This is a genomic window from Flavobacterium sp. LHD-85, from assembly GCF_030929595.1.
Lineage (GTDB): Bacteria > Bacteroidota > Bacteroidia > Flavobacteriales > Flavobacteriaceae > Flavobacterium.
This window is the reverse complement of sequence record NZ_JAVFVR010000003.1, coordinates 185,609-211,739: the sequence shown is the minus strand read 5'-3', so window position 1 is coordinate 211,739 and position 26,131 is coordinate 185,609. Positions and strand designations below refer to the sequence as shown.

At 34.0% G+C, this 26,131-nt stretch carries 22 protein-coding genes; 18 read left to right on the top strand and 4 right to left on the bottom strand.

All coding sequences use genetic code 11. From position 1 onward, the window contains the following. Positions 1-7 precede the first annotated feature (7 nt). On the bottom strand, positions 8-883 hold the full coding sequence (locus tag RB618_RS06775) for an aldo/keto reductase (RefSeq protein ID WP_308068062.1): 876 nt from the start codon (positions 881-883) through the stop codon (positions 8-10). Positions 884-1,095: 212 nt separating this feature from the next. Here RB618_RS06775 and RB618_RS06770 point away from each other — a divergent pair, with 212 nt between their 5' ends. The 8 genes from RB618_RS06770 (at position 1,096) to RB618_RS06735 (ending at position 10,526) form a co-directional block, all read left to right on the top strand. Further along, on the top strand, positions 1,096-2,100 hold the full coding sequence (locus RB618_RS06770) for a MoxR family ATPase (protein ID WP_091494435.1): 1,005 nt from the start codon (positions 1,096-1,098) through the stop codon (positions 2,098-2,100). Positions 2,101-2,180: 80 nt separating this feature from the next. Then, entirely contained in the window at positions 2,181-3,044 is an 864-nt protein-coding gene (locus tag RB618_RS06765) for a DUF58 domain-containing protein (protein ID WP_308068061.1), read from the top strand. Positions 3,045-3,232: 188 nt separating this feature from the next. Next, positions 3,233-4,867 (top strand): hypothetical protein, encoded by a 1,635-nt coding sequence (locus RB618_RS06760; RefSeq protein WP_308068060.1) that lies wholly within the window; start codon positions 3,233-3,235, stop codon positions 4,865-4,867. Then, positions 4,867-5,868: a VWA domain-containing protein gene (locus tag RB618_RS06755; protein WP_308068059.1), complete on the top strand. Its 1,002-nt coding sequence runs from the start codon at positions 4,867-4,869 to the stop codon at positions 5,866-5,868. The genes RB618_RS06760 and RB618_RS06755 overlap by 1 nt, the downstream gene beginning before the upstream one ends. 134 nt (positions 5,869-6,002) lie before the next feature. After that, positions 6,003-7,037: a VWA domain-containing protein gene (locus RB618_RS06750; protein WP_308068058.1), complete on the top strand. Its 1,035-nt coding sequence runs from the start codon at positions 6,003-6,005 to the stop codon at positions 7,035-7,037. A gap of 78 nt (positions 7,038-7,115) precedes the next feature. After that, positions 7,116-7,880, top strand: coding sequence for a tetratricopeptide repeat protein (locus RB618_RS06745; RefSeq protein ID WP_308068057.1), 765 nt, complete (start codon positions 7,116-7,118; stop codon positions 7,878-7,880). Between the two features lie 96 nt (positions 7,881-7,976). Next, positions 7,977-9,722: a BatD family protein gene (locus tag RB618_RS06740; protein ID WP_308068056.1), complete on the top strand. Its 1,746-nt coding sequence runs from the start codon at positions 7,977-7,979 to the stop codon at positions 9,720-9,722. Positions 9,723-9,779: 57 nt separating this feature from the next. Beyond that, entirely contained in the window at positions 9,780-10,526 is a 747-nt protein-coding gene (locus RB618_RS06735; RefSeq protein ID WP_308068055.1) for a tetratricopeptide repeat protein, read from the top strand. A gap of 68 nt (positions 10,527-10,594) precedes the next feature. On the opposite strand, the gene RB618_RS06730 is transcribed toward RB618_RS06735, so the two are convergent. The 3 genes from RB618_RS06730 to RB618_RS06720 form a co-directional block, all read right to left on the bottom strand. Beyond that, the gene (locus RB618_RS06730) at positions 10,595-12,148 is read right to left on the bottom strand and encodes a VWA domain-containing protein (RefSeq protein WP_308068054.1); all 1,554 of its coding nucleotides are present in this window, start codon (positions 12,146-12,148) and stop codon (positions 10,595-10,597) included. A gap of 464 nt (positions 12,149-12,612) precedes the next feature. Beyond that, the gene (locus RB618_RS06725) at positions 12,613-13,182 is read right to left on the bottom strand and encodes a 5-formyltetrahydrofolate cyclo-ligase (RefSeq protein ID WP_308068053.1); all 570 of its coding nucleotides are present in this window, start codon (positions 13,180-13,182) and stop codon (positions 12,613-12,615) included. Beyond that, positions 13,169-14,146, bottom strand: a complete 978-nt coding sequence (locus RB618_RS06720; RefSeq protein ID WP_308068052.1) for a succinylglutamate desuccinylase/aspartoacylase family protein — start codon at positions 14,144-14,146, stop codon at positions 13,169-13,171. The genes RB618_RS06725 and RB618_RS06720 overlap by 14 nt, the downstream gene beginning before the upstream one ends. A gap of 134 nt (positions 14,147-14,280) precedes the next feature. Between RB618_RS06720 and uvrC the strand changes: the two genes are divergently transcribed. The 10 genes from uvrC to RB618_RS06670 all read left to right on the top strand — a co-directional run bounded on the left by uvrC (position 14,281) and on the right by RB618_RS06670 (position 26,127). Beyond that, positions 14,281-16,080: an excinuclease ABC subunit UvrC gene (gene uvrC / locus RB618_RS06715; protein ID WP_308068051.1), complete on the top strand. Its 1,800-nt coding sequence runs from the start codon at positions 14,281-14,283 to the stop codon at positions 16,078-16,080. A gap of 6 nt (positions 16,081-16,086) precedes the next feature. Next, positions 16,087-16,599: a hypothetical protein gene (locus tag RB618_RS06710; RefSeq protein WP_308068050.1), complete on the top strand. Its 513-nt coding sequence runs from the start codon at positions 16,087-16,089 to the stop codon at positions 16,597-16,599. 224 nt (positions 16,600-16,823) lie between these two features. Next, a complete protein-coding gene (locus tag RB618_RS06705) occupies positions 16,824-19,016 on the top strand; it encodes a patatin-like phospholipase family protein (RefSeq protein ID WP_308068049.1) in 2,193 nt (730 codons plus the stop codon). A gap of 318 nt (positions 19,017-19,334) precedes the next feature. Then, positions 19,335-20,492, top strand: a complete 1,158-nt coding sequence (locus RB618_RS06700; protein ID WP_308068048.1) for a homogentisate 1,2-dioxygenase — start codon at positions 19,335-19,337, stop codon at positions 20,490-20,492. A 141-nt stretch (positions 20,493-20,633) separates the two neighbouring features. Next, entirely contained in the window at positions 20,634-20,993 is a 360-nt protein-coding gene (locus RB618_RS06695; protein WP_274254640.1) for a four helix bundle protein, read from the top strand. A gap of 79 nt (positions 20,994-21,072) precedes the next feature. Then, positions 21,073-22,233 carry a 4-hydroxyphenylpyruvate dioxygenase gene (gene hppD, locus RB618_RS06690; protein WP_308068047.1) on the top strand — a complete coding sequence of 387 codons (1,161 nt, stop codon included), beginning with the start codon at positions 21,073-21,075 and terminating at the stop codon, positions 22,231-22,233. 298 nt (positions 22,234-22,531) lie between these two features. Further along, on the top strand, positions 22,532-23,302 hold the full coding sequence (locus RB618_RS06685) for a DUF3108 domain-containing protein (protein ID WP_308068046.1): 771 nt from the start codon (positions 22,532-22,534) through the stop codon (positions 23,300-23,302). Beyond that, the gene (locus RB618_RS06680; RefSeq protein ID WP_308068045.1) at positions 23,302-24,243 is read left to right on the top strand and encodes a tryptophan 2,3-dioxygenase family protein; all 942 of its coding nucleotides are present in this window, start codon (positions 23,302-23,304) and stop codon (positions 24,241-24,243) included. The genes RB618_RS06685 and RB618_RS06680 overlap by 1 nt, the downstream gene beginning before the upstream one ends. A gap of 25 nt (positions 24,244-24,268) precedes the next feature. Further along, the gene (locus RB618_RS06675; protein ID WP_308068044.1) at positions 24,269-25,489 is read left to right on the top strand and encodes a peptidoglycan DD-metalloendopeptidase family protein; all 1,221 of its coding nucleotides are present in this window, start codon (positions 24,269-24,271) and stop codon (positions 25,487-25,489) included. Between the two features lie 32 nt (positions 25,490-25,521). Then, positions 25,522-26,127, top strand: a complete 606-nt coding sequence (locus tag RB618_RS06670) for an SMI1/KNR4 family protein (protein WP_308068043.1) — start codon at positions 25,522-25,524, stop codon at positions 26,125-26,127. The last annotated feature ends 4 nt before the right edge of the window (positions 26,128-26,131 follow it).

Below are 26,131 nucleotides of genomic sequence, written 5' to 3'. Positions count from 1 at the left end.
GTATAAATTAAGGCACATCGTCGCCCATACTTTCTGTCCAGATGGCAAACCAGTCTTCTTTGTCCATTTCTAATTCAACTGCTTTAGATAAAGACTGAATTCTGGCAACGTTAACAGTTCCTGCAATAGGAATAACTTTTGCTGGATGTTTCAAAATCCATGATAGTAAAAGCGTGTCTGCTCCTAAATGATATTTTTCTAATAAAACTGAAAACAGTTTTTTCAAGCGGCGCGTCTGTTTTGTATCTTCTCTAAAAACAGTTCCAAGCGGATTCCAAGACAATGGACGAATTCCGTTAGTCTGCATATAATCTAAGCTTCCGTCAAGCATTGGTTCGTAATGCGTAGCCGAAAATTGCACTTGATTGTAGCTAACTTCTGTTTTCTGACGAATTAATTCTGTTTGAGAACTTGTAAAGTTTGAAAGACCAAAATCAATAATCTTTCCTTCTCCCTTTAACTTTTCTACTGCTTCGGCGATTTCATCAGCCTGCATTAACGGACTTGGTCTATGAAGTAAAAAAACATCTACATAATCTGTTTTTAAATTCTTCAAAGATGTTTCTACAGACTTAATAATATAGTCTTTAGAATAATCGTAATGTTTGATTTTGTTTTCAGGGCGTTTTTCAGCAATCATCTGAATACCGCACTTGGTAATTAATTGTAATTTTTCACGATCAATTTTACTTGCGTGAAAGGCTTTTCCAAAATCGGCTTCGGTCGTATACGAACCGTAAATATCCGCGTGATCAAAAGTCGTAATTTTGTTTTCGATACTCACTTGTATCATGTTTTCCATTTCTTTGGTTGTAAGGTTTTTATCCCAAACTCCCCAATTCATAGTGCCCGAAATTATAGGCGATAAGACTGTTTTGCTCATAATAATTATGCGTTATTTTTGGTAATAATTATGCTTTTATAAAACATAATCATCAAAGTTCTTAAAAATATAAAAATAGATTCACAATTAGTCCTTAAAATTAAGTCATTGGTCGAAGTTTTAACCATTCTTTAACATCTTACTTATCAAAAAATATTCAATTTGCACTCTCAAAAATTAGGCGTAAAAATCAAGGTTTTAAAAATATTTATATGGAAGAAAATACAACGACTTTAGACATTAGAGCGATAAATGAAAAAATTGAAAGAGAAAGTGCTTTTATAGACCTTCTTACAATGGAAATGAACAAAGTTATTGTGGGTCAGAAACATATGGTCGAGCGTCTATTGATCGGATTACTTGGACAAGGGCATATTTTATTGGAAGGAGTTCCTGGTCTGGCAAAAACTTTAGCCATCAATACGCTTTCACAAGCGGTTCAAGGATCTTTCAGCCGTATCCAGTTTACGCCAGATTTATTACCTGCCGATGTTATCGGAACCATGATTTACAACATTAAAGCAAACGAGTTTTCAATTAAAAAAGGACCGATTTTCGCCAATTTCGTGCTTGCCGATGAGATTAACCGTGCTCCTGCAAAAGTTCAATCAGCACTTTTGGAGGCGATGCAGGAAAAACAAGTTACTATTGGTGACTCTACTTTTAAACTAGATCGTCCGTTCTTGGTATTAGCAACGCAAAACCCTGTTGAGCAAGAAGGTACTTATGCACTTCCTGAAGCACAGGTTGACCGTTTTATGCTAAAAACTGTAATCGACTACCCAAAAATTGACGAAGAGCGTTTTGTAATTCGCCAAAACTTAAAAGGAACGTACGAAAAAGTAAATCCGGTAGTTTCTGTTGACCAGATTTTACGTGCTCAAGAAGCAGTTCGTGAAGTTTATATGGACGAAAAAATTGAGAAATATATCTTGGATATCATTTTTGCTACTCGTTATCCAGAAAAATATAAATTAGCCGATTTAAAACCGCTTATCAGTTTTGGAGCTTCTCCTCGTGGAAGTATCAACTTGGCTAATGCTGCAAAATGCTATGCTTTCATCAAACGTCGCGGATATGTAATTCCAGAAGACGTTCGCGCAGTTGTTCACGATGTTTTACGTCACAGAGTTGGAATCACTTACGAAGCAGAAGCAGAAAACATTACTTCTGTAGACATTATCAATAAAATCGTTAACGAGATTGAGGTACCTTAAAAATTTGTTTCAAGTTTCAGGTTTCAAGTTGTTACAAGACAAACTTGAAACTTTTAAACTTTAAACTTTAAACAAATCAAATGGATACAAAAGAGCTTTTAAAAAAAGTACGGAAAATAGAAATCAAAACGAAAAGACTGAGCAATCATATCTTTTCGGGAGAATACCACTCTTCATTTAAAGGACGAGGAATGACGTTTAGCGAGGTGCGTCAATACCAATACGGAGATGATATTCGTAACATCGATTGGAATGTAACCGCACGCTATAACGAAGCTCACGTTAAAGTATTTGAAGAAGAACGCGAACTAACCATGGTTTTAATGGTTGATATCTCGGGTTCTGAATCTTTTGGTTCTAAAAATCAATTCAAGAAAGACATCGTAACCGAAATTGCGGCAACGATGGCTTTTTCGGCTACACAGAATAATGATAAAATTGGTCTAATACTATTTTCTGATACTGTCGAATTATATATTCCGCCCAAAAAAGGACGTTCTCACGTACTTCGCATCATCCGTGAATTGATTGAATTTGAGCCAAAAAGTCATAAAACAGACATTGCTCAAGCCTTGAAATTTTTATCTGGAACTCAAAAAAAGAAAGCCATTATTTTTATGATTTCAGATTTTATGTCTGATTCTTATGAGCATACTTTAAAAATTGCTTCTAAAAAACATGATATTACTGGTGTTCGTGTTTATGACATGCGTGAAGAAAAAATTCCAAATTTAGGAATGGTCTCCATGCTGGATTCTGAAACAGGAAAAATACAATTGGTTGATACAAGTTCAAAAGCTGTTCGTATGAATTATGAGAAGCACTATCAGGAGAAACTAAATTATTTTAAAGATACCTTCCGTAAATCTGGAGCAGGAATTGTAAATACCAGAGTAGACGAAAATTACGTTACTAAACTATTAGGCTATTTCAAATCGAGATAAGGATTTTTGATTTTAGTAAAATCCTGAAAGCAAAAGAAGAAGTGAATCAATTAAAATCAATTTTTGTTTTAAGTATCAAAACATCAAAAAATAATTCATAAAAATTAAAGATTACAATTTTAGAAAACTATTGACAATCCTTGGAAAAATCAAAAATCAAAAATCGTTAATCTTCAATCGTTAATCAAATGAAATTTAAACTTTATATATTTTTATTGTTCTTTTCTACTATGATTTTTGCCCAGCAGAAACCAGTAGAAACAAGCATTGATACCACAAAAAACAAAATTGGTGCAGAGTTTAAACTGACGCTTAAAACGGTCGTAAGCTCAAAATCAAAAGTTGAATTTCCTAAGCTTAAAAACATTGGACCATTAGAAGTAATTCAATCTTATCCTGTTGATACGGTAAAGAAGGATGACACATATGAGTTAATCAAAAAATATGGCTTAACTCAGTTTGATTCTGGTCGTTATACAATTCCAAGCGTTAAGATTTTAATAGACAAAAAGCCTTTTTATAGCGATTCTATTAAAGTTGAAGTTGCCGCTGTGAAAGTGGACACTTTACAACAAAAAATGTACGACATTAAAGATATTTCCACTGTTGACGAAGGAATCGGCAATTGGTGGATTTATGTTTTAATTGCCTTAGCTATTATCGGGATCGGAGCTTTTGTTTATTGGTACGTTAAAAAACGCCAGCTGAAAAAAATCGAAGAGGAAGTTTACAAAACACCAATTGAAAAAGCGACTAGTTTATTAAACAACTTAGAGCAAAAAGAACTGGTTCAAAAAGGTGAAATTAAAGAATATTATAGTGAACTAACTGATATTGCTCGTAATTATATCGAAGAAGCTATTCATATTCCTGCCATGGAAAGCACAACTTCTGAGTTAATTGCTGCAATCAGAACAGCATCTACTCAAAAGAAAATGACGCTTACGCCAGAAACAGTAGAAAACTTAGAGCGCGTTTTACGTCAAGCCGATTTAGTAAAATTTGCGAAATCAAAACCGCTTGAATTCGAAATTAAAGAAGATAAAAATAAAATCCAGAAAGTAATTTTAACGCTTGATAATGCTATTCCTACCGAAGTCCCAGAGGATATAGAAGATCAATTATTAAACGAAGCGCAAAGGCAAAAGCAAATTCAGGCACAGCTTAAGAAACAGCGTAATGCAAGAATCGGTTATGCTGTTGCTGCCGTCATACTTTTATTGTTTGCTACAACAACTTTCTTTGTGGTTACCAAAGGGTTCAATTACGTAAAAGACAATATAATTGGGCATCCGTCTAAAGAATTATTAGAAGGCGAATGGGTAAAAAGTGCGTACGGAAATCCAGCTGTTCTTATAGAAACTCCAAAAGTTTTAAAAAGAATGGACGCGCAAAAGGTACTTCCAAAAGAAGCAATGGCTCTTATCAAGGAGATGCAACTTTTTACATACGGAAGCATGATTGACAATTTCTATGTAACCGTTTCAACATCTAAATTTAAACAGCCAACTGATATTGACTTAAACAAAACCCTTGAAGGCACATTAAAAATTATTGAAGCTCAAGGCGGGCAAAATATTATAGTAAAACAAGAAGATTTTCAAACAAACGAAGGTATTCAGGGGATAAAAGGTTACGGAACAATGACTGTTTTGAATCCAGCAACCAAAACGAGTACAAAAGCATATTATGAATTATTACTTTTCAAACAAGATCAAGGTTTACAGCAAATCATGATTTTACATGAAGAGGGCGATACTTATGCAAACGAGATTACAACTCGAATCTTAAATTCTGTTGAACTTCAAAGAGCAAACAACTAATGAGTAAGATCACTTTTTTAAATCCAGAATTTCTTTGGTTGTTCCTATTAATTCCGATTGCGATAATCTGGTTTTTCTGGAAACGCAACCAGCAGTCGGCGACCTTAAAAATGAGTTCGACAGCGGGATTTCAAAACAGCGAATCGTTTTGGACAAAATTCAAACCTGCTCTATATGTTTTTAGAATTCTTGCTTTATGTTCCTTGATTATAGCGTTGGCACGACCAAGAACAGTAGACATTAGCAACCAGACTAAAACAACAAAAGGAATTGATATTGTAATGGCAATTGACGTTTCTGGATCTATGCTGGCAAAAGATTTAAAGCCAAACCGTATGGAAGCTTTGAAAAGAGTTGCAGCAGATTTCGTTGAAGAAAGACCAAATGACAGAATCGGATTGGTTTTATATGCTTCTGAAGCGTATACAAAAACTCCTGTTACGAGTGATAAAGCCATAATTCTTGAAGCTATAAAAGGCATTAAATATGATAATGTGCTACAAGATGGAACTGGAATTGGAATGGGATTGGCAACTGCTGTAAATCGTCTAAAAGACAGTAAAGCAAAAAGTCGAGTAGTTATTTTAATGACTGATGGTGTTAATAATGCCGGTTTTATTGAACCAGAAACAGCATCTGATATTGCAAAACAATACGGAATTAAAGTTTACACAATTGGTCTTGGAACAAACGGAATGGCAGAATCTCCATACGCGTACGCTCCAAATGGCGGTTTCTTATTCAAAATGCAGAAAGTTGAAATTGACGAAAAACTAATGAGAAGCATCGCTAGAAAAACAGATGGGACTTATTTTAGAGCCACAAGCAATGCTAAATTAGCAGAAATATACAATTCAATCAACAAGTTAGAAACAACAGAAATTCAAGAATTGAAATTCTATGATTATGACGAAAAGTACAGGTTTTTTGTTTTATTTGCAGGCTTTCTGTTGTTACTAGAAGTTGGATTAAGAAATACGGTTTATAGAAGCTTCATTTAATTAAGAAATTCCAAATTTTAAATTCCAAATTCCAAGTTGAATTTGAATCTAAAACTGGAAACTTAATTTAGAAGTAAAATGAAAATTTGAAAGTTTGGAATTTGAAATTTCAACATTGGAATTTAAAAACATTTATGGAATTAGACGAAAAAAAATATTTATATCTCTTACTGCTTATCCCGATTGTGGTATGTATTTTCCTTTTCAATATGTATTGGAAAAGAAGAACACAACGCGAATTTGGTGATTTAGAAATGGTAAAAAGATTGAGCCCTGAGAAATCGGTTTTTAAACCTGTTTTAAAAATCGTAGTCATTCTTCTGGCTCTTACCTGTTTGATTATCGGTTTGGTAAATCCGAAGATTGGAACCAAGATGGAAACCGTAAAACGAGAAGGTATTGATATCGTTTTTGCTGTCGACGTTTCTAAAAGTATGCTGGCAGAAGACGTTGTCCCTAGCCGTTTGGAAAAAAGCAAACAGCTCGTTTCTCAGATCATTAATAATTTAGGAAGTGATAGAATCGGGATTGTAGCTTATGCAGGAAGCGCATTTCCAGTTTTGCCAATTACATCAGATTATAGTGTTGCAAAAATGTTTTTACAGAGCATGAGTCCTGGAATGGTTTCATCTCAAGGAACATCGTTGGACGAAGCGATTAAATTGTCATCAACCTATTTTGATGAAAAAAGTAAAACCAGCAAATTATTAATTCTAATTTCTGATGGTGAAGATCATTCTGAAGGTGCGATTGCTGCAGCAGAAGAAGCCAATAAATTAGGAATGAAAATCATTACAATTGGTGTTGGAACAGAAAGAGGAGGAACAATTCCGTTAAAAGAAAATGGCGTTGTAAGAGGCTATCAAAAAGATCAAAACGGAGAAACGGTTATCACCAAATTAAATCAAGAAGGTTTAAAAACAATTGCAAAAGCAACAAAAGGTGGTTATGTTTACGGCGGAAGTACAAAAGAAGTTTTAGAATATGTAAAAAATGCTTTGAACAATATTCAGAAAACAGAATTTGAAGCAACACAAATGGCTGAGTTCCAATCGCAGTTTCAATGGTTTATCGGATTTGCATTTTTACTGCTTTTCCTAGACATTTTCTTGTTGGAAAGAAAAACAAGCTGGATCAAAGAGTTGGATTTATTTAATGAAAAGAAATAAAAAAATTAGCACCAATTAGTGACCCGAACGATAGTGAATAGGCGAAGCAAATTCGTGGCGAAAAAAAATAAAACTAGAATGAAAAATTTACTCCTTTATATTTTACTAACCGTTTCTTTTGCAGCTGCTGCTCAAGAAAAAGACAAAACATTGCCTGCTGGGAATGAAGAATATAAGCAGAATAAATTTACTGATGCTGAAGCAAACTATAGAATTTCGGAATCAAAATTTCCTAAAAAATCTGCTGCTCCATACAATTTAGGAAATACCATCTACAGACAAAATCAGATTTCGGAAGCTAAATTTGCTTACGCGAAAGCGATAAAAAATGCCAAAACGAGACCCGAGAAACACAAGGCTTATCATAATCTTGGAAACACTTTCATGAAAGAGAAAGATTATACGCAGGCAGTTGAAGCGTACAAACAAGCGCTACGTAACGATCCAACCGATGATGAAACACGTTACAATTATGCTTACGCCAAACAAAAACTAAAAGAAAATCCACCTAAAAACGATCAGAACAAAGATAAAAACAAGGACAAAGACAAGGATAAGGATAAAAATAAAGACAAAAACAAGGACAACAATAAAGATAAAGACAAGGATAAAAAAGACGATAAAGGCGACCAGGACAAAGACAAAAAAGATGGCAAAAATGATCCTAAGCAAGATGATAAATCTGACAACCAAGGACAGCCAAAACCACAGCCTGGCGGAATATCAAAAGAGCGTGTTCAGAATTTATTAGATGCGGTAAATAATGAAGAGAAGAAAATTCAGGACAAAGTAAACGCTCAAAAAGTAAAAGGCAGTCCTAAGAAAACAGAAAAAGACTGGTAAAATAATTTAAATCGTTTAGTCGTTAATGTTTATTAAAAGAAATATTCAAACGACTAAACGATTAAACAGTTAAAATAAACAACGATTAAACAAGTAATGAAAAGATACCTAATTCTATTTCTACTCGCTTTTCAGGGACTAATGGCTCAGGTACAATTTGAAGCCAGAGTCAGCAAAAACTCGCTTGGAATAAATGAAAGACTTCGCATAGATTTTATCATGAATGTGGACGGAGACAATTTCGAGCAACCTTCTTTTGAGGGATTTAGAATGGTTGCGGGGCCAAGCCAACAAATTAGCCAATCATGGGTAAATGGCCGAAGCTCTTTTCAAAAAATATATTCTTATATCTTACAGCCAGAGCGAAAAGGTGCCATTACAATAAAACAGGCCGCTATAGAATTCAATGGCCAAGTTTATAAAACTACCCCAATAAAGGTTACAGTAACCAATGCAGTGGCTCAGGAAAGAGATCCAAATGACAGACCACAAGGTTCTGGAAATGAATTATTGGAACTCGTTGCCGAAATATCAAAAACAAATCCGTACGTAAACGAACCTATTACAGTCGTTTACAAATTATATTTTAATAATATTGGCGTTACTGGTTTTAAAGAACTGGCAAAACCTAAATACAATGATTTCTGGAATCAGAATATTGATGTTAAACAGCTTTCTGTACAACAAGGCTCTTTCCAAGGACAGCAGGCTTATTATGTAATCTTAAAAAAGACCATTTTATATCCTCAGAAATCAGGAAAGCTTACTATTGAACCTCTTTCACTAGATATTGGTGTACAATTGCCAACAAATCGCCGTGATATGTTTGGTCAAATGATCATTACAGAAGACAATAAAGTAGTTTCTGCTGGCGCCAGAACTATCAATGTAAGACCACTTCCTGAAAGCAGCAAACCGGAAGGATTTACTGGTGCTGTCGGAAGATTGAATTTTACCGTTACTCCATCAAAAACAACACTTAAAAATGGTGAAGGCCTTGATCTAATCGTAAGTGCGCAGGGAACTGGAAACATGAAGTTATTTACGCTTCCAAAACCAGTTGTGCCAAATGCGTTGGAAATGTATGATCCGGTTCATGATGAAAACGTGACTACTTCTTTGACTGGTATGTCTGGAAGAATTACAGATAAATATACTATTGTACCGCAATACAGAGGAAAATATGCGATCAAACCAATGCAGTTTTCTTATTTTGATTTGAGTACGGGTACTTATAAAACCATCACTTCAAAAGAAATTATGATTGATGTTTTAGACGGACCAACGCCTGCTGAAGCAAATACAGGAACGGCTTCTAAAAATGTTATAGCAAAAGCAGATCAATTCAAAAATATTAAATCTAAAACGGCCTTAATTCCTATTGAGAAAAAAGATTTTTATGATTCAAATCTGTATTTAGGGTTACTGTTTGCTCCATTTATCATTATTCCGATCATCATTTTAGCTAGAAAGAAAAAAGAAGCCATGGATAGTGATGTTACTGGAAATAGAATTAGAATGAACAATAAACTGGCTAAGAAATATCTATCGCAAGCGAAGAAACATCTTAACAACAAAGAGCCTTTCTATATCGCATTAGAAAAAGCAATGCATAATTTCTTGAAAGCAAAACTGCATATTGAAACTTCAGAAATGAGCAAAGACAATATTAGAGAATTGCTATTGTCTAGAAATGCCAATGCAGAAACGGTTCAGAATTTTATTGCTTTGACTGAAAATTGCGAATTTGCCCGTTATGCACCAGCTTCGAGCGCTTCTATTCAACAGGATTATGATAAAGCGGTTATGATTATTTCTGAATTAGAAAAACAGATTGTTTAAACGTAATAAAACAAACCTGACAGGTTTTAAAAACCTGTTAGGTTTAAACAAAATAAGATGAAAAACATATTATATCTCTTTTTATTCATCTCGCAGGTTTTCTTTGCGCAAGGTCGCTTTGAATCGGCTAATGCATTGTACCAAAAAGGGCAATATAAAGAAGCTGCGCAAGTTTATGAGAACATCATAAAAGAAGATAAATTACATTCTGCCGAAGTGTATTTTAATCTTGGAAACTGTTATTACAAACTAAATCAGGTTGCACCTTCGATTTATAATTATGAAAAGGCTTTGGTTCTTAAACCAAATGATCCTGAGACTTTAAACAATCTAAAATTTGCCAAAAAACTGACGATTGACGAAATCAAAGAAGTTCCGAAAGTAGGTTTCGCCAAACTGATCCAGAATTTTACTTCCATTTTTGATTATAATACTTGGGCTAAAATCTCTGTTGTGCTTGGTTTTGTCTTTTTATTGAGTTTTATTGGGTACTATTTTTCGAATGCTACGCTTGCAAAAAGGATTTATTTTGTTGGAATGTTTATCGTTTTGGTCGCTTTTGTTTTAAGTATTTCAGCTGGAATGTCTGAAAAAAATCATTTTGAAAACGATCGTGTTGCTATTGTATTTTCTGAATTAAGCCAAGTGAGACATGAACCTCAAAAATCAGCAAATGGTATTATTCTATTGCACGAAGGAGCAAAAGTTTATGTCTTAGAAAGTGTTGCAGGCTGGAAAAAAATCGAATTGACAGACGGAACACAAGGTTGGATTGATTCTTCAACAATTAAAGAAGTAAAATAGATTTTAAAAAATTCCAAATTCCAATTTTAAGTTGGAGTTTGGAATTTTTCTTTTTTAGAATTTAATGATTAATTCACCGCATCAACCAATCGTACAAACTCAGATCTGTAGCCATCTTCATCATTTGACAAACCAGATTTTGCCAAGCTTTTGATATCCGAACTTGAGCTATTGGCAATATATTTTGAATCGCGTAGTTTTAATCCGAACCAAGAAACCGCAGTTGTAAATTTGAAATCTTGAGAGCTATTTTTTAAGTCTGTTTTCTTATCTGCTATAATATTTACGATTTCAATGCTTTTATTGCCATCAGGTTTTTTATATCTAAATTTTACAGTCGCCAACTCATCACTATGATTTTCAATTGCTTTTGGCGTTTTAGTATATTTTAAATCAGAAGTAACATAATCACTCTCTGCACCTACTGGAACTATTTCATACAAAGCCGTAACCGAGTGTCCGCTACCTAATTCACCTGCATCAATTTTATCATTTTTAAAATCTTCTGCATTTAGTTTTCGGTTTTCATAACCAATCAATCGATACGCTTGAACATGATTCGGATTAAATTCGATTTGGATTTTTACATCTTTCGCGATAGCAAACATTGATCCTTTAAATTCTTTTCCAAGAAAACGATTTGCTTCCTGAATGTTATCGATGTAAGCATAATTTCCATTTCCTTTGCCAGCCAAAATTTCCATTTTACTGTCTTTATAATTCCCCATTCCAAAACCTAAAACGGTTAAGAAAACTCCAGATTCTCTTTTTTGTTCAATCAATTTCAGCATATCATCATCAGAAGAAGCTCCAACATTAAAATCTCCATCAGTAGCAATCACTACTCTATTGTTTCCTTCTTTTATAAAATTCTGCTGTGCTAGTTTGTACGCCAGTTCAATTCCTTCTCCTCCTGCTGTGCTTCCTCCTGCATGCAAATCATCAAAAGCATCCATAATTTCGTCTTTATTATCTCCAGAAGTTGGTTCTAAAACTACTCCTGCAGATCCCGCATAAACTACGATGGAAACCTTGTCAATACTTCTTAGCTCTTTCACTAAAACCTTCATAGATTCTTTTAGCAAAGGCAATTTGTTTGGTTCATCCATAGAACCCGAAACATCCACTAAAAAAACTAGATTAGTAGCCGGCAAATTTGCCATCGGAATGTTTTTTCCCTGCAAACCAATCTTTAACAGTCGACTGTTTTTATTCCACGGACAGTCGCTATACTCCGTATTAATCGCAAACGGATGTTCACCCTCTGGCTGCGGATATTTATATTTAAAGAAATTGATCATTTCTTCAACACGAACAGCATCTTTAGGCACTTTTTGTCCTTCGTTTATAAATCGGCGGATATTGGTATAAGATGCATTATCAACATCGATAGAAAAAGTAGAAAGTGGTTCTTTCAGTGGAGATTCAAATGGATTTTCTTCTAATTCTGCGTAGCTTTCTGTATTGGTTTCAGGAATATAATTTTCCTCTTCAATTAAATCGGTCGTTGCTACCGCAACTGCGGTAGAATCTGCAACCTCCGCGGCAGAGTAATCAGCCTTCTTACAGCCGAAAATAGTAAGTGCGAGGAATGCCATCATAAAGAAATTAAGATTTCTCATAAAGTAAGTTTTTAAAAAATTAATAAAAGGTTATAGGCTTCAAATAAGGACTAGCATTCCGGATTTACTAGAGGCGATTATTTGCAATTTTTCGAGTATCAAAATCGTGCCAAATTTTTTACAAATATTTTTCTTACGTGAAAATAAAATGAGAAACCCTTATTTTTAAAGGGATTTTTGGCTGAAAATATTTTTTTGTTTTTTGTAAAATGAGAAATGTGAGAAGTGAAATGTAATTCTATCTTTTGTCCATACAGAATTGTAGAGACGCACTGGAGTGCGTCTACGTCAAGCATATCGACAAACATTGTGTCAGATGCACTGGAATGAGTATTTATTTTTTGCCACAGATTAAATGATTTTAAAAGATTAATCCTTTCTAATCTTGTAATCTGTGGCAGTAATTTATATTCTATGTGTTAGACGCACTGCGGTGCGTCTCTACAGAATACCGGAATGTAAAATTAAAACTGATAAATCTTTTCTGGTGTAACGCAATAATCTAATTTAATATCTGATTCAAAAACATCATCAATCTGATTTACGGCTTTAAAAAATGAAAGTCCAATTTTTAAAGTTTCAGGTTTGCATTCGGCAAGGAATTTATCATAAAAACCTTTTCCGTAACCAATTCGATTTCCATGAATATCAAAAGCCAAAAGCGGTACAAAGACAACTTCAACTTTAGAAGAAGGCACTTCGATTCCGTCAACAGGTTCTGGAATATTGTATTCGTTCTTTTTGATTTTAGTATTGTCTGTTAGAAGAAAATGAGTCATTCTTCTGGTTTCAAAATCACTTTTCGAAATCAGAATTTCTTTGTCTTTTCCAGAAAGCAAATGCAGGATAAATTCAGTATTTACTTCTTTATGCTCTTCAATTGGAAGAAAAACATGATAATAATTTTTATCCCAAATTGGCATTTGAATCAATTGATTGGCAATTGCCAAACTTTTTTCTTCTATTTCATCAAAAGAAAGTGCTTTACGTAGATTTTTATATTCTATGCGAAGTTCTTTTTTACTCGTCGGCATTGTCTGGAGTTTTAGATAAATGATAAATGGCATCGCCCTCATAAACAATTGGCGAATGATTGGCATTAATTACATAACCATCATGTGGCGCTTTGACTTTTTGTTCAAACTTCCCAAACGGATCTGTAATTATGGCTAAGATTGTGCCTTTGGTTACGAACTTTCCAACGAGATTAAAATCATGCAGCAGTCCAGAACATTTCGCGCGAAGCCAAACTGACTGTTTAATATAAATCGTAGGCGTTAATGCTGGTTCAACAATTTGTTTAGAATCGAGCATTCCTAAATAATGAAGCAAACGTTTGGTTCCTAAAACTCCTTGATTTGCAATTTCATTATTAATGTCTAACGATTTTCCACCTTCAAAAAGCAGCATTTTCACATTGGCACTTTCAGAAGTTTTTCTGAAAGAACCGTTTATATTTTTAGAATACAGCGTAAAAGGCGCATTAAAAATATCGGCCAAAACTTTCAATTCGGGATTATTCTCTGTAATTCTGATTTGCGGAGCATTAAAACGGCTTGCGCCACCTGCATGAAAATCGACTGCGTAATCTAAAATTGGTAAAATCTCTTCGACAATATGATAAGCAAATCGGCTGGCAAGTGAACCTTTTTTACTTCCGGGAAAAACGCGATTTAAATCACGTCCGTCTGGAAATTCTCTAGATTTGTTGACAAATCCGTACATATTGATTACCGGAATGCAGATAATGGTACCGCGCGACGGCCTGTTAATTTTTTTACTGATAATCTGACGAACAATTTCGACACCGTTAATTTCATCGCCATGAATTCCGGCTGAAAATAAAACAACAGGACCTTCGTGCTTGGAACGGCGCACAATAACAGGAATATTAAGTTTTGTTGTAGTATGCAGTCTAGCAATTTCGACGTTTATGGTTCTATGTTCTCCCGGCAAAATCGATTCGCCGAAAATAACCAATGGAGCATTATTTTTCATGTGAATTATAAAATCTAAATATAGAAATTATTCTTTTGATTTTGTAAATTTGAAACTAATTCAATGTTAAGCTTCATTTAGAAATCGGAATGGTTTTTGAAAAGCTTCTCGAACATCTTCAGAAACACAATAGAATGCAAAAACCGTCCTTAGATCTTCAAATTTTAACGCTGCCTGATAATCCAGGCGTCTATCAATATTATGATAAAGACGGGAAAATCTTGTATGTCGGAAAAGCTAAAAATTTAAAAAAAAGGGTTTCTTCCTATTTCAATAAAATTCACGATACTGCCAAAACCAACGTATTGGTAAAAAAAATCGTAACAATAAAACACATCGTTGTTCCAACTGAAACCGATGCGCTTTTATTAGAAAACAATTTAATTAAAACGCTTCAGCCGCGATACAATGTTTTACTTCGCGATGACAAAACGTATCCATGGATCTGTATTAAAAAAGAACCTTTTTCGAGAATATTTTCAACACGAAACATGGTCAAGGACGGCTCCGAATATTTTGGCCCCTATACCAGTTTCAAAACAGTGCATACTATTTTAGATTTAATTAAAGAATTATATCCGCTTCGAACTTGTAATTACGATTTAAGCGAATCGAATATTAATTCAGGAAAATTTAAAGTTTGTCTGGAATATCATATTGGCAATTGCAAAGGACCTTGCGAAGGTTTGGAACCATTGGAAGAATACCAAAAGCAAGTCAATGCGATTCGCGAAATCCTGAAAGGAAACTTCAAAGAAAGTTTGAAGGATTTTAAGAAAGTAATGAATACTTATGCACAGAATTTACAATTTGAAGAAGCACAGAAAATAAAAGAAAAGATTGAAGTTTTAGAAAACTATCAATCCAGATCTACCATTATCAATCCGAAAATTACCAATATTGACGTTTTCTCGATTATTTCTGACGAAAGTGCCGCGTATGTCAATTTCCTTCAGATTTCTCATGGTTCAATTATTCGTTCGCATACTTTAGAAATGAAGAAAAAGTTGGACGAAAGTGATGAAGAATTACTTGAACTGGCCATTGTAGAACTTCGTGAGCGTTTTCAGCTATTATCAAAAGAAATCATTGTTCCTTTTGAAATGGATTTAGGCGAAAATATCAAAATAACCGTTCCGCAGCTTGGAGACAAAAAACAGATTCTGGATTTGTCTATTCGAAATGCTAAATTCTACCGAATCGAACAATTAAAACAATTACAGATTGTAGATCCTGATCGTCACGTAAACCGAATTATGGCGCAGATGCAGAAAGATTTGCGTCTTCCGTCTGAACCACGCCATATCGAATGTTTTGATAACTCCAACATTCAGGGAACCAATCCAGTCGCGGCTTGTGTCGTTTTTAAAGACGGAAAACCGAGCAAAAAAGATTATCGACATTTTAATGTCAAAACCGTTGAAGGTCCGAACGACTTTGCTTCGATGACCGAAATCGTATATCGCCGTTACAAAAGATTATTGGATGAAAACGAACCTTTACCGCAATTAATTATTATTGACGGCGGAAAAGGACAGCTTTCGGCAGCATTAAAAAGTATCGACGATTTAGGCTTACGCGGAAAAGTCGCTATTATAGGAATTGCAAAACGTTTGGAAGAACTGTTCTATCCTGGCGATTCGATTCCATTATATTTGGACAAAAAATCAGAAACTTTAAAAGTGATTCAGCATTTACGAAACGAAGCGCACAGATTCGGAATTACATTCCATAGGGACAAACGAAGCAAATCGGCACTTAATTCTTCTGTAGAAAGCATTCCTGGAATTGGCGAAAAAACCATGACTACGTTAATACAACATTTTAAAAGTGTTAAAAGATTGAAATTGGCTACAGAAAAAGAAATTTCAGCTGTTGTAGGTGTTTCTAAAGCCAAAAAAATTGTCGAATTTTATCACCCTAAAGAGAACTGATTCATTTTGAAAAAACACTTTTTACATATTGGTTTGCTTTTCATTTTTGCAGTTTCATACAGCCAAAATGAAATTTCTGTTGTGCAAAAAGACAAAAGTGAATTTAAAATAAATTTTGCAGATGATTTTGAAACATTAAAAATTCAAAATTCAAAAACCAAACAAGTTCAGCTTATTCATAATCTGGAAGCTTCGATAACTGAAAAACCATCACATTTAGAAATAAATGATTATAATTTTGATGGTTTTTCAGATTTTGCCGTTTTCCATACTGATGACGGAATGGGAGTTTACACCATTTATCAGATTTTTGTTTATGATTCAAAAGCAAAGCAATTTGAGAGTTTAAAATTTCCGTCAAACTTTAATCCAAAATGCGATATGTTTTGTGATATAAAAGTTGATAAAACAAAAAAGATCCTTACATCAAGCTGCAGAGGTGGAGCAAAAAATCATACGGATTTCTGGATATATGACAAGAACAAAAAATTAACACTTCTAAAAAGTAAATCAGAGTAACGCAACACATTTAAAGTCAAAAAATACCGACTTTTATAAAACTAATTAGCTAATCGCTTATGCGCCTTAACCAGCTGTCCATTTCAAATACTCGGTCAAAAGGATTTTTTTCCAATTCCAAAAAAGGAGCTTCTTGGGTCGCTCTTTTTTGGCAGGAAAAAATGACCTTTTGCCTCTCGCAGTTTTCCATTTCCATCTGGGGCGTGTCAACACTCATTTTCATAATGACATTTTTATTTTCGCAGGAAACATTTTCGCAGGAAATAAAAAAAGACAGTGTAAAAAGACCTAAAATTGGTTTGGTTTTAAGCGGCGGCGGCGCCAAAGGTTTTGCCCATATTGGAGTTTTGAAAGTTCTGGAAGAAGCCGGAATTAAAATTGATTATATCGGCGGAACCAGTATGGGATCTGTAATTGGCGGACTTTATGCTTCTGGTTACAATGCTTCGCAAATCGATTCAATTTTCAAACAAACCAATTTTGACGAATTAATAAACGATTATATTCCGCGTTCATCTAAGAATTTTTATGGTAAAAAGAATGATGAGTTATATGCAATCGTTTTGCCATTTAGTAACTTTAGAATTGGTATTCCTGAAGCACTTTCAAAAGGAATGTACAATTATAATTTGTTAAGTAGTTTAACTAGAAACGTGCGCCATGTTCGTGATTTCAACAAACTGCCAACTCCGTTTTTATGTATTGGAACTAATATCGAAACGGGCGAAGAAGTTTTATTGAATAAAGGAAATCTTGTTCAAGCCATGATGGCGAGTTCAGCTTTTCCTTCTCTATTTACTCCCGTTGAAATTGATGGAAATCTGTTGGTTGATGGTGGTGTCGTAAACAATTATCCTATACAAGAAGTTCGTAATCTTGGTGCAGATATTATTATTGGTGTTGATGTTCAAGACGATTTGCTGAAAAGGAAAAACCTGAAAAATGCCACTAGAATCTTGGTTCAGATTACCAATCTGCAGTCTATTGAGAAAATGAAAAGCAAAGTAAAAGATACTGATGTTTATATTCGACCAGATATTCGCGATTTTGGTGTTATTTCGTTTGACCGAGGAGAAGAAATCATCAGAAAAGGAGAAGAAGCCGCTTTTGCTGTTTATGAAAAAATTAAATCATTGACAGATGAAAACAACTTTTATAAAAAACCAAAACTAAAAGTAGGAACAGATACGCTTCATATTCAGAATATAAATACAGACAAACTAGAAAATTATACTAAAGAATACATTCGCGGTAAACTTCGTTTCAAACCAGGAAGCACTGTCACTTACGACGGCCTTAAAACTGGGATAAACAACTTGAACGCTACACAAAACTTTAGCACGATTTCATATTGTCTTCAGCCGAATGGAGAGAAAGACGATCTTGATTTGGTTTTAAAGGAGAATCCAACGCAGACCTATTTAAAACTTGGACTTCATTATGACGGACTTTACAAAAGTGCAATTTTATTAAATCTTACGCATAAAAAGACTTTCTTAAAAAACGATGTTACTTCCTTGGATATCATTTTAGGTGATAATTTCAGATATGATTTTAACTATTATGTAGAAAATGGCTTTAATATCAGTTTTGGCTTCCGTTCCAGATTGAATCAATTTAATCGAAATGTAACTACCAGTTTGAGCGGTGTTCTTAAAGAGACCCCAAATGTAAACCTTATTAATGTTGACTTCATGGACATCACTAATCAGGCCTATTTCCAGACTATTTTTGTGCAGAAATTTTTAATGGGCGGTGGTTTAGAATATAAATATCTAAAAATTAGTTCGCCAACACTTACCAACGAAGACAACATCATTGAAAAAAGCAATTATCTTAGTGCCTTTGCCTATTTAAAATACGATTCCCTAGACGAAAAATATTATCCAAGTTCTGGATTATACTTTTCTACAGATGTGCAAACCTATATGGCATCATCAGATTACACCAAACAATTTAAACCTTTTTCGATTGCAAAAGCCGAGGTGTCGATTGTTAGACCGCTATTTAGAAAAGCGACCATAAAATTTGGAACCGATGCCGGATTTAACATTGGCAGCGATAGTGTTCCGTTTTTTGATTTTATATTTGGAGGCTATGGCTATAACAAAATAAATAATTTCAATTATTTCTACGGGTATGATTTTTTAAGCATCGCTGGCAACAGTTATATCAAAGCCGATATTAATATTGATTATGAAATCTTCAAGAAAAATCACATCAATGTATCGGCTAATTTTGCCAATTTAGGTGATGATATTTTTTCTTCTGTCGATTGGGTTTCTATGCCAAAATATACCGGATACGCAGTTGGTTATGGATTAGAAACCATTATTGGTCCGATCGAAGTAAAACAATCTTGGTCTCCAGAAATGTCAAAAAGCTTTACATGGTTTAGCATCGGGTTTCAATTTTAGTAGTATAATCGAGAATACTTCAATAAATTCTGCCTATTTTTTTATATCATAAAAATTATATCAAAAAAACTAAGTTATTTTATAGTTATAAATAATATAATTTTTATTTTTACTCCGAAAAAATTACGACATTTGTTATAATGAAAACAAATTGGACAGGTTTATTAGAGTATCTTCAATTCCTCATCAAGAGAAATCCTGAGTAATGGCTCTATCGAATTGAAATAATCAGTCAATTGCAAAAATTGAACTGATTATTATCTCTGCAATTCAAATTTTCGAATTATCTAATTTACTAATTATCTAATTGAAAAAGCCATGCCACTATATCATAAACTTGGGGACTTTCCTCAAAAGCGACACACCCAATTTGAAAAACCAAATGGAGGTTTTTACTACGAACAATTATTTGGAACCGAAGGTTTTCATGGGCATTCGTCATTATCCTATCACGTGCACAGACCAACACAGGTCAAAGAAATTTTAAACTCTTATTCGGTTGAACCTAAAATTGCAATCGGAAAAAATATAAAATCGCTTCTTTTTAAAGGTTTCGAATTAAAACCTGAAAATGATTTTCTGGATAGCCGAAAAGCTATGTTAGTCAATAAAGACTGCATCATAGGTTTAGCTGCGCCGAAAGAATCGCTTCGAAATTATTTCTATAAAAATGCCGATGCCGATGAAATGCTTTTCATCCATAGAGGAAAAGGAAAATTAAGAACCATGTTAGGAAACATTCCGTTTGAATATGGCGATTATTTAATTATTCCTCGCGGTATTATTTATCAGATTGATTTCGAAACAGAAGATAATCGACTATTTTACGTAGAATCATATTCTCCTTTTTATACCCCTAAACGTTATAAAAACCAATCTGGACAACATTTAGAACATTCTCCATTTTGCGAGCGTGATTTTATTCTGCCTAACGAATTGGAAACTCATGACGAAAAAGGCGATTTTTTAATTAAAATCAAAAAAGAAGGAATGATTCATGAAGTGGTTTATGCCACACATCCGTTTGACGTTGTAGGCTGGGACGGCTACAATTTCCCTTACGGATTTTCAATTCACAATTTCGAACCTATAACTGGGCGTGTTCACCAACCGCCACCAGTACACCAAACTTTTGAAACAGCAACTTTTGTAGTTTGTTCATTCTGCCCAAGGCTTTACGATTATCACCCAAAAGCCATTCCGGCACCGTACAATCATAGCAATATAGATTCTGACGAAGTACTATATTATGTTGATGGTGACTTTATGAGCCGTAATAACATTGAGCAAGGTCATATCACTTTACACCCAAAAGGAATTCCACACGGACCAGCGCCAGGCGCGATGGAACGCAGTATTGGTCACAAAGAAACTCAGGAATTAGCCGTTATGGTAGATACTTTCCGTCCGTTAATGGTTACTGAAGAAGCGATGGGACTTGATGATGGTCAGTACTACAAATCTTGGACTGAATAATTAGAAAATGTGGCAATTTGTCAATTAGATAATATTTTGCAAAGCGCATAAATTAAATAATTTAAATAATTATTGTAGTTTTAAGCTTATAAAATAAAAATTATCTCATTAACACATTGACTAATTATCTAATTGCCCAAAATGACTTTTAACGAAAAATACAAAGACAACGCTCTTTTAATTAAAACTTTCAATTTCGCACTAAACATAATTGATTACACAACAGAACTTCAAGATCAAAAGAAATTCGTAATTGCAAATCAGTTATTAAAAAGCGGAACATCTATTGGAGCAAATTCTAAAGAGTCACAAAATGCAGAAAGCAAAGCTGATTTTATTCATAAACTAAAAATTGCAATCAAGGAAGCAGACGAAACAGAGTATTGGCTGTTTTTATGTGATGCTCATAGAGAATATCCAAATTGCAAACGTTTATTAAATGATCTTTCAGAAATTTTAAAAATTTTAAATAAAATAATATCAACATCAAGGAGGAATTAGAAAATTAGAAAATGTGTCAATTAGAAAATTAACGCATTTCAAGAATTATCTCATTTTCTCATTATCAAATTATCTAATTATGAGCAAAGAAGTAAAATCAGTAGAATACGGATTAGAGAAAATATTTGAAGGAGCACAAGATTTCCTTCCATTATTAGGAACAGATTATGTAGAATTTTATGTAGGGAATGCTAAACAAGCTGCACATTATTATAAATCTGCATTCGGATATCAATCATTGGCTTATGCTGGATTGGAAACTGGAGTAAGAGACAGAGCATCTTATGTTTTGAAGCAAGATAAAATCAGAATTGTTTTGACAACACCTTTAACAGCAGATTCTCCAATTAATGAACATTTGAAAAAACACGGCGACGGAGTAAAAGTGGCAGCGCTTTGGGTTGAAGATGCTACAAAATCTTACGAAGAAACTATGAAACGTGGTGCGCGTTCTTTTATGGAACCAACTGTTGAAGAAGATGAATTTGGTCAGGTGGTTCGTTCTGGAATTTACACTTACGGAGAAACAGTTCACATTTTTGTAGAAAGAAAAAATTATAATGGCGTTTTCTTGCCAGGTTATAAAGAATGGAAATCTGATTTTAACCCAGAATCAACTGGTTTAAAATATATCGACCACATGGTTGGAAATGTAGGTTGGAATGAAATGAATACTTGGGTAAAATTCTACGAGGAAGTTATGGGATTCGTGAATTTCTTATCTTTTGATGACAAACAAATTACTACAGAGTATTCTGCTTTGATGAGTAAAGTAATGTCTAACGGAAACGGAAGAATTAAATTCCCAATCAACGAACCAGCTGAAGGAAAGAAAAAATCTCAAATTGAAGAATATTTAGATTTTTATGGCGGACCTGGAATTCAGCACATTGCCATTGCAACAGATGATATTATTAAAACTGTATCTCAACTGAGAGCACGTGGTGTAGAATTTTTATCTGCTCCTCCTCATACTTATTATGAAGCAATCCCTGAAAGATTGGGAGTTCACATGGACATGATGAAAGAGGATTTGAACGAAATCGAAAAATTAGCGATAATGGTTGATGCCGATGAAGATGGTTACTTATTGCAAATTTTTACGAAGCCAGTTCAAGACAGACCGACGCTTTTCTTCGAAATTATTCAGAGAATGGGTGCAAAAGGGTTTGGTGCAGGTAACTTTAAAGCCCTTTTTGAGTCTATCGAAAGAGAGCAAGAATTGAGAGGAACGCTGTAAATTGTTAATTTTGATGCACAAAACAGCATAATTCGCCAAAAAACGATGATTTTTTTGCAAATGTTATGTTAAACTTGACTTTTGCTATTTGATTTTTGAACTTTCTATCTATCTTTGCACTCGCAAATCAGGAAGGGGTGGTTTCCTTCCGAATTGATATAAATTTCATAATTTATAGTTTTTTGGTTAGTTAATAGCATAAAAACTCAGTCATCTTTGACTGAGTTTTTTTGTTTTGGTACATTTGGAATAGAATTTGCATTTATCTACCTTTATAATAAAACGTAAAGAATGTACTATGAAAAAGCTCATCCTCATTATATTAGCACTAACAATATTGTCTTTCGCTCCTCAAAAAGAAGACGCTTTCGATACTGGAGAATATTTTAAATTTAGAATACATTACGGAATTGTAAATGCTGGATATGCAACTCTTGAAGTTAAAGATGCAACCATCAACAACAAAAAGGTATTTCACTCTATTGGAAGAGGTTACACAACCGGAATGTCTAAGTTTTTCTTTAAAGTAGAAGATTTATACGAAAGTTATTTTGACAAAGAAACAGGAAAACCATACCGCTATGTTAGAAAAATTGACGAAGGCGGGTACACCAAAAATCAAGAAGGTTTTTTTAATCAAAACGAAAATCGAGTTTTAGTAAAAGACTATAAACGCAAATCAGAAAAAACGATTATTGTAACAGAAGATGTACAAGATATTGTATCTGCATTTTACTTTTTGAGAAACCATCCAAACATTGACAAACTTAAATCGGGTGATGCCATTACAATCGATATGTTTTTTGATGATGAAATCACAAAATTTAAGTTAAAATATATAGGTCGTCAAGATATTACGACTAAATTTGGGACGGTTTCTACGATGGTCTTCAAACCATTAGTGCAGACAGGCAGAGTATTTAAAGAAAAAGAAAGCTTAACACTCTGGATAACAGACGATGTAAACAAAGTTCCAATTAGAATTAAAGCAGATTTGGCAGTAGGTTCTCTTAAAGCCGATCTCGATGAATATAAAGGATTAAAAAGTCCACTTAAAGCAAAAAAATAATGAACCCTACAGATCATTCTGAAGCAATTTTAAAAGAAATTGACCTAAAATTTCAAGCCATAAATCAAAAAACTGATGTTCAGTTAGAAGGATTGCTTTGGGCCAAACCAATTACTTATTGGGATTACATTCAAACTGATGCCTTATTAAATTTACAAATTCAGCGCACCACACTTCCTGACGAAATGGTTTTTATCATGTATCATCAGGTAAACGAATTAATCTTTAAAATGATTTTGTGGGAAATTGACCAAGTTGCCGAAACAGAAAACATTCAGGTTGACTTTTTCAGCGAAAGATTATCAAGAATTACAAGATATTTTGACATGCTTACCAATTCGTTCAGTATTATGGAAAACGGAATGGAAGTAGATCAATACATGAAATTTAGAAACACGCTTACGCCAGCAAGCGGGTTCCAGAGTGCACAATATAGACTAATCGAATTTGCTTCTACAGATGTTATCAATTTGACAGACCGAAGATACAAAGCAAACTTTGATGAAAATACCGATTTGGAAACCAGCTTTGAACACCTTTATTGGCAAGCTGCCGGAAAAGATTATCACACTGGCGAAAAATCATATTTATTGAATGAGTTTGAAAAGAAATACAAAGAGCAGTTTTTAAGACAAATGGCTTCTTTTAAAACAAAAAACCTTTGGCAAAAATTCATCCAATTACCTATTGAAGACCAGCAAAATGCAGCATTGATTGATGCCATGCGCCATTATGACAAAACGGTAAACATTACTTGGGTAATGCAGCATCTTAATACTGCAAGAAAATACATCTTGGAAAGCGGAAAAGGCAATGGAGAAGCTACAGGAGGAAGCGACTGGCAAAAATATATGCACCCAAAATACCAAAGACGCATCTTTTTTCCTAAATTGTGGACCGAAGAAGAATTGTCCAATTGGGGAAATGAAACTGAAGTTTAATTTCACCACAAAAAATTTATAAAGTTTGAAAAAAGCAGTCGTAATTTTAATTGTCTTGTTTTCTATTTTTTCATGCAAAAAAGAAGAAGAAAAAGTAGAAGCAAAAATTACTAAACCAGCAACCAAAAAAATAGAATTCGGTTTTAATTACGCAGACTTTAATGTTGTTAATGACACTATTTCAAAAGGAGATTCTTTTGGCTCAATCTTGCAAAGCCAAAATATTGGAGACAAAAAAGTGCATGATATTGTTGAGCAAGTAAAAGATTCTTTTAATGTTAGAAGCATTCGTTACGGCAAACCTTTTACTTTACTTCGCGCCAAAAATAAAACCAACAATCTTCAAGCTTTTATATATCAACCTGATGCATTAACATATTATGTAATTGATTTCAGAGATAGTATTGCGAAAGCTTATAAAAAAATAAAACCAGTAACTTTAAAAAGAAAAATTATTGGAGGCGTTTTAAAAACTTCATTATCTGAAACTTTAGGAGGCGAAGATGTCGAAACCGCTTTGGCTAGCAGAATTACAAAAGTATTTTCTTGGTCTATCGACTTCTTCAAACTTAAAAAAGGCGATCGCTACGGATTAATTTTCACAGAACGTTTCATTAACGGAAAAACCTATGATGGTGTTGAGGATCTTGAAGCGGCATTTTTTGAATATAAAGGTAAAATCGTTTATGCCTTCCCTTTTGAAAGAGACACAACTTCTGGAAAAATTGAATATTATGACGATCAAGGAAAAACTCTTAAAAATTTCTTCCTAAAAACACCAATCAAATTCAGCCGAATCACTTCTCGATTTACCATGAATAGATTTCATCCGGTACAGCATACTTGGAAAGCACATAAAGGAACCGACTATGCGGCTCCAACAGGAACGCCAATTTCTACTACAGCATCTGGAGTTGTTGAAGCTACAGGATATACTGCCGGAAACGGAAACTTTGTAAAAGTAAAACACAACGGAACCTACTCTACTCAATATTTACACATGTCAAAAATCTTGGTTCGTCGCGGACAGCGCGTTACCCAAGGACAGACAATTGGTTTGGTTGGAAGCACAGGTTTAGCTTCTGGTCCGCACGTTTGTTACCGTTTTTGGAAAAACGGCGTTCAAGTAGATGCACTTCGCTTGAATCTTCCAACTGGAGAATCTTTGACAGGAAACGACAGAACTCGTTTTATGACTCAGATTGAACCTCTGAAAAGAGAGTTGGATAGCATTGGTAATTTATAAGAATAAATCCTTTTTTTTACCAAAAAACAATCATGATAGACATCAATCAGAAAAGTGACATTATTATTCCTTTTGAAAAAATAGGCAATACTGGCTGGGATGAAAAATCAAAATTAATAATTGAATCACTAGCACAAAATTGGAGCAATGCACTAAAATCTCCAATTTCAATTGAGGAGATTGAAAATTTAGAGAAGCGTCTAGAAACTAGCTTGCCAAGCGGATTGAAAACTTTTTATAATATTTTTGGAATTGCTGATATTGGTGAAGAATTACAAAGCTTTGAAGATATTATGTGGATGAAAGATATTTGGAAAGAAGACAACCCTTATGGACCTGAATTCTCAAAAGAAGATAAAATTTTGCTTCCACACCTAATTACGTTTAGCGATTACCTAGGAAATGGAAATATGTTCTGTTTTCACAGCGAAACAAAAGAGATCTACTACTACGATCATGACACAAGACCTTACATTACAAAAATGTTCCAAAATGTTGATGATTATATTAAAGGGTGTCTGATTTTTGCTCAAGCTGATCTTTTCGGTGAAGTTGGACAAGAAAAGGTTGAAAAATGGACTGAAGAAATTGCGGAAGATTTATTTGGAAAAGACATCGTTAGAAAATGGAGATATTAACATC